11 protein-coding genes are annotated in these 13,236 nt (G+C 37.9%); 7 read left to right on the forward strand and 4 right to left on the reverse strand.

Annotated elements, in window-relative coordinates:
• Positions 1–2: 2 nt before the first annotated feature.
• Genes AC1M9C_RS01230 through AC1M9C_RS01240 form a run of 3 tightly spaced genes read right to left on the reverse strand, consistent with a single transcriptional unit; the run spans position 3 to position 5,851 of the window.
• Entirely contained in the window at positions 3–3,050 is a 3,048-nt protein-coding gene (locus tag AC1M9C_RS01230) for a tyrosine-type recombinase/integrase (RefSeq protein ID WP_481953185.1), read from the reverse strand.
• Positions 3,043–5,220, reverse strand: a complete 2,178-nt coding sequence (locus AC1M9C_RS01235; RefSeq protein ID WP_481953039.1) for a hypothetical protein — start codon at positions 5,218–5,220, stop codon at positions 3,043–3,045. Before AC1M9C_RS01235 ends, AC1M9C_RS01230 begins: the two co-directional genes overlap by 8 nt.
• Before the next feature lies 1 nt (position 5,221).
• A complete protein-coding gene (locus AC1M9C_RS01240) occupies positions 5,222–5,851 on the reverse strand; it encodes a hypothetical protein (RefSeq protein WP_481953040.1) in 630 nt (209 codons plus the stop codon).
• Positions 5,852–6,066: 215 nt separating this feature from the next.
• Here AC1M9C_RS01240 and AC1M9C_RS01245 point away from each other — a divergent pair, with 215 nt between their 5' ends.
• Entirely contained in the window at positions 6,067–6,525 is a 459-nt protein-coding gene (locus AC1M9C_RS01245) for a hypothetical protein (RefSeq protein ID WP_481953041.1), read from the forward strand.
• Between the two features lie 31 nt (positions 6,526–6,556).
• On the opposite strand, the gene AC1M9C_RS01250 is transcribed toward AC1M9C_RS01245, so the two are convergent.
• Positions 6,557–7,570, reverse strand: coding sequence for a competence protein CoiA (locus AC1M9C_RS01250; RefSeq protein WP_481953042.1), 1,014 nt, complete (start codon positions 7,568–7,570; stop codon positions 6,557–6,559).
• 488 nt (positions 7,571–8,058) lie between these two features.
• Between AC1M9C_RS01250 and AC1M9C_RS01255 the strand changes: the two genes are divergently transcribed.
• The 6 genes from AC1M9C_RS01255 (at position 8,059) to AC1M9C_RS01280 (ending at position 12,933) form a co-directional block, all read left to right on the forward strand.
• Positions 8,059–9,033, forward strand: coding sequence for a SphA family protein (locus tag AC1M9C_RS01255; RefSeq protein WP_481953043.1), 975 nt, complete (start codon positions 8,059–8,061; stop codon positions 9,031–9,033).
• A gap of 67 nt (positions 9,034–9,100) precedes the next feature.
• The gene (locus AC1M9C_RS01260; RefSeq protein WP_481953044.1) at positions 9,101–9,904 is read left to right on the forward strand and encodes an SDR family oxidoreductase; all 804 of its coding nucleotides are present in this window, start codon (positions 9,101–9,103) and stop codon (positions 9,902–9,904) included.
• A 75-nt stretch (positions 9,905–9,979) separates the two neighbouring features.
• On the forward strand, positions 9,980–11,194 hold the full coding sequence (locus AC1M9C_RS01265; RefSeq protein ID WP_481953045.1) for a multidrug effflux MFS transporter: 1,215 nt from the start codon (positions 9,980–9,982) through the stop codon (positions 11,192–11,194).
• A gap of 176 nt (positions 11,195–11,370) precedes the next feature.
• Positions 11,371–11,538: a hypothetical protein gene (locus AC1M9C_RS01270; protein ID WP_481953046.1), complete on the forward strand. Its 168-nt coding sequence runs from the start codon at positions 11,371–11,373 to the stop codon at positions 11,536–11,538.
• An 18-nt stretch (positions 11,539–11,556) separates the two neighbouring features.
• The gene (locus AC1M9C_RS01275) at positions 11,557–11,697 is read left to right on the forward strand and encodes a hypothetical protein (RefSeq protein ID WP_481953047.1); all 141 of its coding nucleotides are present in this window, start codon (positions 11,557–11,559) and stop codon (positions 11,695–11,697) included.
• 111 nt (positions 11,698–11,808) lie between these two features.
• Positions 11,809–12,933: an FAD-dependent monooxygenase gene (locus tag AC1M9C_RS01280; RefSeq protein WP_481953048.1), complete on the forward strand. Its 1,125-nt coding sequence runs from the start codon at positions 11,809–11,811 to the stop codon at positions 12,931–12,933.
• The last annotated feature ends 303 nt before the right edge of the window (positions 12,934–13,236 follow it).

Raw genomic sequence — 13,236 nt, forward strand, 5'->3', positions numbered from 1 at the left:
GGCTATAACGGCATACATAAAATAAGCAAAATCAAATTGCAATAACGAAGTACTGCTAAAGCTTTAGCATTGTTTTGAGATACTAGCTCGATTTTAAAAGAGTTACTCAAACTGCTGTTTGTATTGCTAGATTGAAATTTAAATTCTAATCGCTCCATGAGTTTTCCTTGAGTGATTTCAGGTGATATAGCTACATTCCAATATTTATTTGGAAACAGTGAATAAATCCCCCTCAAAAATATATTCGCTTGTCTTATATCAGACATATTAAAAATTAGTCCTGCATGTGAAACACTTGCTTTTTTTTCAAATATATCTATAGCAGCCAATAGATTAGCATCATCATAATGATACAGATTGAGCTGTTTAAAGAAATACTCTAATAGTCGTTTTTCCTCTTGCGTTTCAATATGTGGAAGTATGCGTTGTGATTTATCCGCATCAATAATAAAACGTGCACGGTTTTTACGATTTTTGAGTTGTTTGAGCCTGAATAAATTTTGCTGCCATCGTATCAGGGGCTTGATCGGAAAATCATACTTTTGAGAAAGAAGCTCAGGTGTATATGACTGATCTAATGCTTTGAGTATTTTTATGATCAGTGCAGATGGGTATTCTGATTGAGTAGTACCATAGATGCAATCATCAGTAGGTTTTTGCTGAATTTCTTTTTTATTGATTGGCATACTTGATTGTTTATCTATGCCTAATAGTATTAGATGAGTCGCTTGAAGCATTTGAGTGTCAAAACTACTGAGATGAATCTCTTCTGTGTGTTTCAACGGCGTTATTAAAGTTGGGCAGATTTTTTGAATAATTTGGGTAGAAAGCATTGGGTCAAATTGACGTAATTGTAAACCTGCTATCACATAGCTGATATGGATATAGCTTCGGAAAGTCTCGGTTGGTTCAATATGACCGAGCAGGTGAGCAATTAAATACCAGCTGTCTTGTGGTGCTTTAGAGCGCAATAGATGACTCCTAATGCGATTGTAATGATCGTATGAATAATCTGTGAAAGTAGAAACAAATTCGTAGTTTAAGTTTAATATCAAAGCGAGATTATTCGCTGCGGTATGTCTGAGACTATGAAAAGAATAACGATGTTCAGGCAATAATGTATCTAGTATTCGTTGAAAAGGGAGTGTCACCAAATGTGGTTTTAGACGATCTGTTCCATTCCATGTCGTAAACAAATATTGATTTGGCATATAAGCACGTCGCCGTGCTTGACAGTAATACTGAAATTTAAGATGCTCTTCTTGAGTGAGTAGAATTTGAATGTTGAGATTGCGTTCAGCACTATCCGTTTTAAGTAAGTGTTGTTGATGCTTGGCACGATATGGGCGAATCCAAATCGAACTGGCATGAACGCCTTCCACGTCTTTTATTCGAAGTCCAAGAATTTCATTAATCCGCGTTCCCGTACGATATGCTAACGTATATACGATACTGAGCATTTCTAGGTCATGTACTGTATAACTTGGGCTTTTGTAGTATTCAAGTCGCGCAAGCATCTGTTGGAATATTTTTGCAGAGATGATTTCAGCTTTCGGGGAGCTTAAGTGTTTACCTTCATGTGCGAGTGGGAACGGTTCAGCATCAAATAAGACATGTTGGAATTGATGAAATCGTTTTATGAGATCAAATTTTTGAGATTTAGATTTACCTACGTTGCTTAACATACGGATATAGATCGCTTCCAAATGATCGTTAAGGTTAGGTTCTTCTATAAATTCATTGCTGTGGAGTAACCAAGTCTCTGCGAGTTTTGTGTAATAGCTATAAATTGAAGAATATCTAATTTTTTGTTGTTGCGAGATATGGAGCAAATATTTCGCTGAATCCAACTGATAGAGTTGAGCGATAGAGTGAATATCTTTTACAGCAGGATGAAACAAGCTATACAGCCAAAGAGCTAACCGTTTGCTATTTTCAGGCAGGCTGTTATGTTGGGTGTGTAGAAAGTTATATATGTCTGTAGAGGTCTTATAGCTGTTTTTGAAGAATCTCAAAATCTGTTTATGCAAAGCAGTAAGTGTCTCAAGAGTATCTTCAGTGTGTAATCGTTCCTCTTTTGCCGTGGAATTAATATTTTTGAGCAGTGGCTCTTTAGTTTGTTCAGAATGGCAGGGTATTAGCTGGGGTGAAAGATAGCGTTTAAATGCACTAGGGCTTAAGCCACAAGTTTCTATTTCTTCAGTCAAACACAGGGCAAGCGCAGGGCTTAAATTGACATTGTCTAATTGCATTAATGAATGACCGGAAGCCTCTAAGAGTTGATTAAATTGCTTTAAATTGTAAGGTATTTCTAATGCATTAAAAATGAAACGGATATAAGCGTAGCAATCAAATTGAATATCGATAGTCTTTGCTTTAAATCTAAGGATCCACAGTTGAGTCAATCGATCAGGTACAAAATTTCGTGATTTCTTGAGGGGATGCTTAGGATCATACAAGTCACCATAGTGTGGCGATTGAGGTTCAAGGAAAATGATTGGTAGTTGTAGAGCCTGAATATGATAGATCGGGTTATCTAACTTAAGGTGTTCAAGTAAATTATTTAAGCTCGCTTGATGTGAAAGTCCGCCGTACAGGATTGCACTGATAAGAAGATTGCCAATAATTTCATCATCTGAAAAATGTTCTGTAGTATGCCAATAATGCCAAATCCGCTCTTTCATATACGTAATGTATTTTGAATTATCTAACCAAGATTCATTAAAAAGCAAAGGATTACGTTGAATAGAAACGAGATGCTGTGTAGGGAGTGGTAAGTCTGTATTATTGGCAAGGTTGTATTGAATAACATGTTTGCGAAAGTGCTGATAAAATGCCTTTTTTAAAGAAAAGCTGAATTTATGATGATCCAAATGTTGAGTCACTTGGTGATAAAGATCGGGAATGCTTTGAGATTGTTGTGCCAGCTGTAGTTTTTCAGGTGATATAAACTCATCAATGATCAATTGAACCTGTAAGCGCTCTTTGCGGATTTTTTTGTCTCTATTTTTTGCACGCCGTTCATGTGCATAGTTTTTTTCTTTAAGTATCTTCATACATCCCATCAATTTGGTAAGCGTGTTGCATATCGTTGAGGTCGTTGGCGAGTTCTTTATATTGTTGAAGTGAAAAACTTGAGAATTTTTGCCCCATTTCTTGCTGATTTTGCTCATGCCCAAATAAAGCAAGAATTAAATTTTCATCTGCTTTTTCTGTGAGATACGCTCGTACAGTATGACGTAACCAATTGGGTTGCTTGAGCTGCATGATATTGGTGAATTGATCGATAATATGAGGACTAAGTGCTTGCCATTGTCCTTGTTGGTAAACGCTAAGCAGTGGTTTTTTACTGTTTAAAATTTCTTGAAGATGAGTCTTATGCTCTGGATATAGTTGTTGAAACTGCTTTAAGTAGGCTATGAATTTGCGGATTTCCTTCACTACAAAATCGCACAGTGGAATTAAACGGCCATCATCCGTTCTTGAATGAATTTCTTTATCTGAAACCCAAAGCCATTGTTGATTTAGATCAAAATTTTTTAAGAAGCCAGGAAACTCGCTAACAGGTCGAGCAGCACTGAACAATAATAAAATGTGCCACAACCAAATGTTGTAGTGATTGAACATCTCCAACATTTTCCCTTGATGTTGAGCTTGAATGATTTGGTAGTGTAGATATGCAAATATTGCGGTCACTATCTGTGGCTTGGGTGCTTTGCAACTCCCAAACCGTAGTTGCTCATCATGAGTAAAATGAACTTGTTGTGCTAAATCATGAGAAAGCTGTTTTACAGTTGTTTGATAACATTTCTGTAAGCGGTATATAGGGTATGAACAATAAGAAATAGAAACAGATCGATTAGCATCAATGCCTGTCAGGATGTCGGCAAGTTGTTGGTTTTGAGTATGCTGGTAAATCCAGTGATGTAATAACACACTTATTTTTTTAGTTGATAGTGAAGGAATAAACAGTTCTTCACGGCATCTTTTTAAAGCATGTGCGACCTGTTCTTGTTTTATTATGGGAGGCTTTCTTAGACCTTCTACTAGCTCTTTGACTAACGGTAAGTCGAAGTAGGTCACTTGATTGAGTAACTGATCTTTATAGCCAAAATTAGCATCTTCAAATAACGTAAATTTGGAGCGTAAAAAATATTGTTCGTCTTCTAAAATCAGTTTTTGTCGTTTATTGAGCGCATAGCGTTGTTTGATCTGCAGATTAAGCCATTGTTCAATCGGAGCCCCGCTGAGAAAACTCAGGAGGATAAACAGATAGGCTTTATTTTTATTTGGGTTGTTTAAATAATGTTGGTAGCAATGTTGTACCAGTAGGCTCAAACTGTTGAAATCTGGGTAATGTTTGCTACACGTAAAATCATGCTGTTGCCGAATGATGTGTTGTTGAGTGAGTTGGCTGATTTTATGTTGTAAGAAACTTGATTGAGTTGCTAGAGGGAATATTTGAGCAGTATCTACAGCATATTGAGGATCAGGTTGCTCATCTTGGGATTTTTCGTAGAAGAGGGCAGGATCTTCCTTTTGTGGCATGTCTTGTGGATGACATAAAATTGCGCCGTGTTCATCGAGATAATGGGGTTCATTAACATGTTTGATTGAGGGTGAATTATTCTTTTTGGGCTTGAGTGCTAATACATAATCATAAAAACGCCGTAGATCTAGCAGTAATAAATATTGAAAACGAGTGAGTTGGGGATTCGTTTCTAAGCGACGTAAATATTGTACAAATTCACATAGTCCTATTTCATCTTCAGGCAGCTGTTGCCATAGCCATAGGTACTGACGCTGAGATTTACTGAGCGGTTTTTCCTGTTGTGATGCGTCATAAGCTTCATTTGCTAACCTAAATCGATCAAGAACTTTAATAATTGTTGTTTGATGGTCTTTGTTACCCTTATTCTGGATAGATTTAAGAATACATGCAGCATGTAAATTGTGGATCGCCCATTGCTGTATTAAAGAATGCTGTAAGTGCTGTTTTACTGAATAAAGATAAGCGCAAATTGGATGTTGAGAAACGCTAGGCGGTGAGAGTAAGCACAGTTGAATGTGATCATATTCTGTGGTGATCTCTGGATTTAATAATTGTTTTAGCTCAAGAATATAGACTTTGCCTTTTAAATATTGGCTTAGTATCTCAGCATAATGTTCATGGATAAATTCTTGCTGTAATAATTGATGAATGATGCTTTTAGTTTCCATGTTAAGCGCTCCAAAACAGTTCTGTACTTGGCTGAGGGTGTTGGAGTGCTACACACTTTTGCTTGAGTTGCTGGACTTTAATTGAATATGCATCGTTGATTTGTTTTTGTTGATATAAGAGTTGATTACGGCTACAGCCGATTAGTTTTGAGAGTAAATCGAGTGAAAATTCAGAGCGCGGTTTATCGGTGTGAGTGGAATTCAAGTCATAAATGGCATGCTTGGAAAGTGATGTGTTAAATGCATTTAGCACGTTATTTGGATTGATCTGCTTAATATCAAATTTAAGTTCAGTAATTAGTGTGAATAAGCGTGTACTCAGTTGATATTCAAGCCTAGGTAAATCGATGTCGGTCTGCAAAATATAGCATCCGCTAATAGGTAAATTTTGTATTTGGATCGCATATAGAAGCAGAAAATTGTCTAGAAAAAAGATCTGATTATTTGTAGCTGTGGTCGGATATGCGAGGTTGGTTTTTGTATCAAAGAATGAAGGTAATCTTGCTGCCTTTAATATATGAACATAGCAAAGATAAATTCTACTTAAAGGCGGATAAGGGACGGGAATAGTTTGATAAGAGTCAAACTTTACTTTAGTGTATTTCTTAAAATTTAAAACTCTAGATTTCATAATCATGCTCCTTGTTACTATTATTTAAGGAAAGGCATGTGAAAAAAATATTTTTAAACAGAAGGTCAATAAAATGGTTATAAATGTGGGTGGTTTTTGTTGAATTTGAGATTTAAAAAATTAGCATATACAGTGCTAAGAGAGCTAAATATAAGCTATTGATTTTATGTTTTTGAATGTGGATGGTTTTATTCTATTTTGTATTTAGATACTTTATGGATACTGTATCATTCATATTTGTTGTTTGGGATTTTTTTATGACAAAGCATTGGATCGGGTATCATAATTTTGATAATACAAAGATAAATTATCGCTCTTTGCCTGAATCCATTTTATATACGAGGGCCAAGGGAAATCCACAAGCTGGAGATATGATGTGGGTTATTGAGGGAACTGGAAATAAACCTCCGAAGTTATTTCGCTTAGTCGATTGTTTTATCGTTGAAAAAGTGGATGATGTGATCCCAGTACAATATAAAGGTATGAAAAAAAGAGTAGTTTCAAGAATGAGTTTAATGTTGCCAAAACTACCGATTAGTATTGAAGATTTAAGTGACAAAAAGCTCTTAGAGCCTTTAATACAGTACTTGAACACGTCACCTAGTATGACAGGTGTTACGAATAAATTACCTGCACTAGAAGCTTTGTTGAACTTAGCTAAAGAACAACTATAGAAATTAAAAATAGATTTGGGCTTCTGCATAGTCACCCTAAATAAAACCACAGCCCATCAATTTGAGTGTCATGGTCAATTTGTACATCGATAAATTGGCTATGTTTCATATTTTGTGTATCACGTTCGTGATGTGAAAAAAATGCACCTTGTAGAGCATCGCAGTGAAAACAGCCATTTGATACATAGGCTTCACCACGGGTTTTACTAAAACGTTTTTTTAGCAAGCCATACTGATATGAATTGATTAGACTGGGGTGATTTAGAATCTCACAATGATAATGTGAAAGTCTTTCGATATTTAAGCTGTGTATTTTAGTATATCCTTTGGCATGTGGAATAAAGTAATTAATCTCCATAATGGTGTTGGTTTGCTTTTTACATTTCCAACACTGACTGCTATTCATTGAGACCTGTATAGATCGCTTTGCATTGGGTTTTAAGGAATACTGAACGGAACCAGTAATCAGTGCTTTGAAAAAATCTATAAATTCAATTTCCACTAAGTCGGAGTCGTCCCAATTGTGGAATACACCACTAGCCATCAATTGATAATTTTCTTTGTTCAGCCAAATTGAAAAAACAGGTAAGTCATAGCTTTGATAATCTAAGACATCCCATTTATTTTTTTGAGTGGTTCGCATAAACCAGACGGCTCGAATCCCTGATTGTTTGTATTTTTCCTGACGGCGCTTGGTTTCTTCAATACTTTGAAGTGACCATTGAATTTCAATTACAATTTTGGCGTTATTCTTCTGGGCATAAATATCAGCAATCCAAGTTTCACCAGAAGGTGTTTGACCACGAAACTCAGGCGTTACTGTCCATCCATGCTCATGTAAGTATTTTAAGATGAGATATTTACAGAACTGATGTTCACGACTTTCACCAGAGCTAAAACCACAACTGCTTGAGGGATGATGTGCAAAATATTGTGTGCCTAATTTACTCTTTTTAGGAATGGCACGAGTCTGACAGCAAGGCATATACATGCTGAGATTTTTATATTTATCTTTGAGTCTATCCCACTGCTCATCATTGAGCATAAAACTATAAATTTCTTTATTATCTATAATGCTTAAAAAACCCATAGGTACGAAATTATATTAATCTTTTGTACAGTCTATCTCTAGCAAATTACGTTGTAAATCAGTCACAAACAACATCATATATTTTAAGCATTTGCTCATCCACTTATTCATATAAAATGAAAAAGAAGTGTTAAAAAAATTAATTTCAAAAAAAAAGATCAAGATAGTGACTATTAATGCAAGTGGTTTTTGATGAATTTAAAATTTTGCTTTATATAAGGTTGGCGAAAAATGAGATGATTTGCATGTAACTTATTGATATCTAATTGTTGAATGTGGCTGGTTTGAACCTACTATGTATTATTACATATGCATTTTATTCCTTGTCTAAAGGATGATGATATCTATAAATTTGATAACTGCTTTCAATATTTTTTGGTGACTTCATAGCGTTCATTTCAATAGCTTAGTTAATGGAATAAACAGCGCTAATGGAGTAGGCAATGTTAAAACAATTTCAAAAAAGCACTTGTGCTTTAGCTATTTTATCTTTTTGTATTTCACAAATGGTTATGGCTCTAGAGCCAGGGGCAGCACCACAAGCACCAGCGGGTAATACTATGGGTATCCCCCTTAGTGCACCTTTACCACCGGGGCTTTACTACACGAGTTCGACCAAGTTTCTAAATGGTGAACTCAAAGACAACAATGGTAATAACATGGGATTAGAGTTAAATGCACCAGCATCGACTTCTATCTTCATTTATACACCAGGTTGGAAAGTCTTGGGTGGTGATTATCGTGCATGGGTGGCAATTCCTTTTATTCTTGCAGAAGAAACCATTAGTAATCCAATGCTCGGTGAAATCGGAACACATTCAAATACTAATATTGCCAATATTGATCTCCATTTTGCTGATATTACTTGGGCAGTCAAGCCGGGGCAGTATGTCAGCTCTGGTCTAGGGGTAGTGACCACCACAGGTTCTTGGAAACAAGGTGGTACCAATACCAGTGGTGAATATTGGTCAATCAACCCACGTTTGGGTTATAGCTTGTTTAGTCCAAATTGGAATGTTTCGCTAGAATCGCATTACTTCTATAATTTTGAGAACAAAGAAAGTAAATATCTCTCAGGTGATGAATTCTTTTTCGATGCAACCGTGCTGAAAAAGCTGGATTCAATCCATGAGGGACTACAAGTCGGTCCAATTGGTTATATTCGTGAGCAAGTAACTGCTGATGAAAACAACGGTACAGCATATTATGGACATGAAAATGATAAAGCACGTCAAATAGGTCTTGGTGTACAAGTCCTTAAAGATTTTGGTCGTGGATTATATGTAGGTTTAAGTTGGTCTAAAGATTTAGAAACTAAAAACACCGTGAGTAATGATGGTCGTTTCGCACTGAATGTTTCCGTACCACTTTATCTGAAAAATAAACCTAAACCTGCTAACTTACCTGCAGAATTTTAAGATATTTAATGCACAGGAAATGCCAACAGGGTCAGTCTTTGACCCTTTATTTTCAAAAGGGAAGCTCATGTCACTATTAGAAAACCACATTGTGTTAGTTACAGGTGCAGGTTCTGGTTTAGGTTTAGGTATTGCCCATTATTGCAAGGACCAAGGTGCGGATGTCATTGTGACGGATGTCTCTGCTGAAAAAATCCAGCAACTACATTCTGAATTTACTGATCGTGACTTATTAATGACTTGTGATGTCACCAAGATTTCAGAACTTGAACACTGTAAACAACAAATCTTAGCCAAATATGCCCGTTTAGATGCGGTGATTGGCGCACAAGGGATTTTTGATGGCAATGTAGCAATTGCAGATATGAGTGCGGCACATCTGGATCAACTCTTTGATGAGTTATTTGATGTCAATGTCAAAGGGTATTTACTGACAGCACATATCTTTGCTGATGTACTCAAAGCCAATCAAGGGTCATTGGTCTTTACGACCTCTACCGCAGCTTACGCCGCAGATGGTGGCGGAGCAGTTTATACTGCAACTAAAGGTGCAATTCGAAGTCTGATTCAGCAGCTTGCATTTGAGTTTGCACCTGAAATCAGGGTCAATGGCGTTGCTCCCGCTGCTATTGGCAATAGTCAGCTCAAAGGCCCGAAAGCGCTGAAATTGGATCATCAAAAACAGTCTGATATTCCTAAAGATACTTTTTTAAATCTGTTCCAGTCTATCAGCCTGCTGCAGGAGTTACCTGATGCTGAGGATTACGGCGCATTGTATGCGTTTTTAGCTTCGAAGCAAAACAAGGTGATGACGGGACAAACGATTGTTGCAGATCAAGGTTTGTTGAACCGAGCTGTACTGACCCACTAATCCATTGAACTAAATATTTTAAGGCCTTGAAAACAGAGCAATGGATAACTTTTGCCGAAATAAAGGATATACCGCATGACACAAGCTGTGACTGTGCAGAAATATAGCCTGAGCTGGATTTTACTTTTAGCCTTGTTAACAGCCATTGCACCCCTTTCAACAGACATGTATTTGCCAGCTTTACCGAATATGGCCAAAGAATATGCAGTCTCTACATTACTGGTTTCGAGTTCACTACCAGCATATTTTTTTGGTCTGGCAATCGGGCAATTAATTTATGGCCCTATCAGTGACAAGATCGGCCGGAAAATACCGCTGATTTTTGGTTTGTGCCTACACATTGTAGCGAGCATACTGTGTATATACGCAGATGATTTGCTGAATTTGCTTGCTGCACGTGTATTGCAGGCATTGGGCAGCTGTGTCGGCCTGGTTTTGGCTCGTGCAGCGATACGAGATGTATTAGATACCCATAATGCGGCTAAAGCTTTCGCCAGCATGATGATTGTAATGGGCGTTGCCCCAGTGATTGCACCGACCTTAGGTGCCTGGCTGCTGCTCTTTTTTCATTGGCATGCCATTTTCAGTGCTTTGACCTTATTAGGTATTGTCAGTTTGGTTTGGGTTATTTTCGGCTTTAAAGAAACACTGCCTGTCGAGCGCCGACTAAAAATTTCATTTAAGCATGTATTTCAGCTGTATTTTAAAATTTTCAAAGACCCGAGCTACCGTTTTCCGATGCTAGCTGGCTGCTTTAGCTTTGGTGTATTGTTTTGCTATATCAATGTGGCGTCGACTATATTGATGGATAGCTATTATCTGAATGAACAGCAGTTTGCTTATGCCTTTGGTATTAATGCTGTGGGCACAATGTTGTTGTCAGCCATAAATCACATGCTGGAACATAAATATTCGGTGCTGCAACGGCTGCGAATTGGCGGCCTAGTGCAAATTGCCGGGGTATTTTTATTGCTGATAGCATCTGTTTTGCCACAAGCTGGCTTAGTAGTGGTATTGGCTGGTCTATTTATGGCGGTCTCAGGTATAGGCCTCACTGCACCGAATTCAACGGCATTGGCCATGTCGAAGCAAGGCCGTCAAGCGGGTTCTGCCAGTGCGCTCATGGGCGGACTACAATTTTTCTTCGGTCTTCTGAGCGGTCTAATACTGAGTTTTCTGCCTTGGTCCTCACTGTTGAACCTTTCTATTGCAATGTTGATTTTTGTTTTATGCGCTAATACAGCAATTTGGGCTTCTGAGCATTATTTCAAAATACAGCCTGCCGAATAACCAAATAGTTTCTTTGGTTCGCCGTTTCAAAGAGGCGGTTTTTTATTCATGCTATCTATTTTAATTATATCTAATATCCAGCTTGTCCCATCATTATAGATACTGGGTTAGGTTATGCTGAATTCAGAATTTAATGTTTGCACTGCATGAAACATGCATGAAACAAGGATAGAATGATGCACATACAAACTTTTTTTATTGTATTAGTGAACAGTGCTGGAACGCTACAAAATACCGCTCAGTCTTCATTACCTGTTTTAGCTGCGAAGTTTTATCCAACAGAAGCAAGGACTACAGGTGTTTCCTGGATGTGCGGTATTGGCCAATTTGGTGCAGTTTCTTGAACCATGTGCATGGGTTATATGGCAAATAATATGGCATGGACGCGATTCTTTGCAATTTTAGCTATAGCTTCTGACGTTATGACGGTCTGTATGATGATTAAAAATATTTCTGAAAATTTTGTACAGCATAGCAAAGCTGTTTCAGGTTTGGCTGAATAACGATTGCTTTTGTAGCAGTCAGGTTTGACTCGTTCAATGGAATATTGACTGAGTTTGATATGAAAAATAGCGCAGGTATTGTGCTAGTTAACAACACTCAAGGAATTGAACATGAAAATATTGGTTTTAGGCGGCGGAATTGGTGGTATGGCTGCAGCTATAAAATTAAAACAATCCAACCATGATGTTGAATTGGTAGAAAAATCTGAAGACTGGAAAGCTTTGGGAACAGGACTCACGCTTTCCGTACTGACATTGCGTGCATTGTGTGACTTGGGTGTCCAGCAAGAAATTGCTGAGCAAGGTTTTGTGCATGATGGGGTAGATATTTATGACCAACATGGTAATTTTATTCGAACCGTTTTATCTAAACGCGTCATTGCTGATGACTTTCCATCTGAGGGTGCTATTCTGCGTCCGGTGCTGCACGACATTTTATCAAGTAAAGTGAGAGCATTGAATATCCCTGTTTTTTTAGGCGATACAGTTGCAAGCCTACAAAGTACGTTAGAGCATGGCAGTTTTGTACAGTTTGAGAGTGGGCGTACCCAACATTATGATTTGGTCATTGGTGCGGATGGTGTATTTTCAAAATTGCGCCAATTACTTATGCCAGAGCAGGCAGCACCTGAATATACCGGCCAGGCCTGCTGGCGCTTGCAGTTTGACCGTCCTGCAGAGATCAATCGCGGACGCATGTTCCAGTCTGAAAATATGAAAGTAGGTTTTAACCCTTGCAGCCCAACGCAAATGTATATGTACATGATGGAGTGTGTACCAAAAGATCAGGTATGGCGAGAGCCTGAAGTATTACCAAACATGGCAAAACAGCTGCTGAGAGAATTCGAAGCAGTACTGAAGCCTTATATTGATTCGATTGATGAAAACACGCCAATCATTTACCGTCCTTTAGAGCGTGTAATGGTGAATAGCGATTGGCATCGCGGTTCCACCATTTTGATTGGTGATGCTGTACATGCAACCACTCCTCACTTAGGTTCGGGTGCTGGGCTTGCAGTTGAAGATGCGATTGTTCTGGCTAAGCTACTTGATGAATATGGGAATGATTTGGAAGCTGTATTCGAGCAGTTCATGCAAAAACGCTTGGCCCGTGCGCAATTTGTGGTGGAAACGTCGGGTGAAATTGGCCGTATGGAAATCGAGGGGAGTTCCATGATGGAAAGAAGTATGCTGCTAGCGAAGGGCTTTGAGCAAGTTACGGCAGCTTATATCTAAAAACTATTGAGCATGAAAAAGCCTGCGGATGCAGGTTTTTTTATGCTCAATAGTTTTATATCATCCATACCTAAGACGGTTTGCTATTGGTTTCTCATTATTTGAAGAGCTGTGCGAAATCTGGGCGTTGCTATTATGGCTGAGTTTACTATTAATATAATCGAGCACTAGGATCAAACATCTGCCTCGAGTACAAGGATTATTTGGGTTTCATATTATATTAAAGAAAAAGCGAAAGCCTTATTGTGCACTTTAGTCCATAACCGGCAGAGGGCGCATCATATGCTTTAATAATAAGTGCAT

It is taken from the genome of Acinetobacter sp. 24-47-39 (assembly GCF_056783825.1).